Origin of the sequence: Xenorhabdus santafensis (assembly GCF_033949405.1) — a bacterium.
GTDB classification, from domain to species: Bacteria; Pseudomonadota; Gammaproteobacteria; order Enterobacterales; family Enterobacteriaceae; genus Xenorhabdus; species Xenorhabdus santafensis.
On the sequence record NZ_VCDN01000093.1, the window covers coordinates 1 to 712 of the forward strand.

Genomic DNA, 712 nt, shown 5'->3' on the forward strand with positions numbered 1-712 from the left:
AGACAGCATTACGTTTGAGGACCATGGCAGCCAGCTGACCGGGGAAGGCAAAAACCCACCGACCATCGACAGCAAAAACATCTGGGAAGATCCTGAAGGCACTTACCATGTGAAAGTCAAGGCGGGGGGTAAAACCGGTAAGTGGGAAATCACCACTAAAATAGACGGTAAGCCGCTGGACACCAAAACAGAAATCAACTTCGATGCGAATAAGGGGGACTTGGTCGATCCGAATAAATCCACGTTTGTTGCCAAAGAAAGTGAGTTGAACAATGACGGTGACACTACGGTGATTGAAGTGGATTTGAGGGACAAGGATAACAAGCCCATCACAGGAGCAGAAAACAGTATCAATATGATACCGAATAACAGTGGGCTGTACGGTTCAGGCAAAAAAATGCCAACGGTCGACAAATTTAAAGAAGTCCCCGTGGGCAGCGGCCATTATCAGGCTACGGTGACCGCCGGCGATAAAAAAGGCAAATGGGAATTAGCTCCCGAAGTGTTCGGTAAACGGATAGAGACGAAACCGACGACCGTCACATTTGGTCAGTCACTGGCCGATAAATTGAACTCGAAAAGCCCTGAGGTTGACCCTGCCGATGGCAGTAAGGCCCTGCCGGCTGATGGCCATACCAAGAAAACGCTGCGTATCACCTTGAAGGATGGAGATGACAAGCCTATTTACGGTGCCAAAGACAGCATCATCGTG

Annotated in this window: 1 protein-coding gene; it reads left to right on the top strand. The window is 49.3% G+C overall.

Features of this window, described 5'->3' with window-relative positions; all coding sequences use genetic code 11:
* Window positions 1–712 (top strand): Ig-like domain-containing protein (locus FE392_RS17345; RefSeq protein WP_319931449.1); only part of this gene is annotated, 712 nt, incomplete at both ends.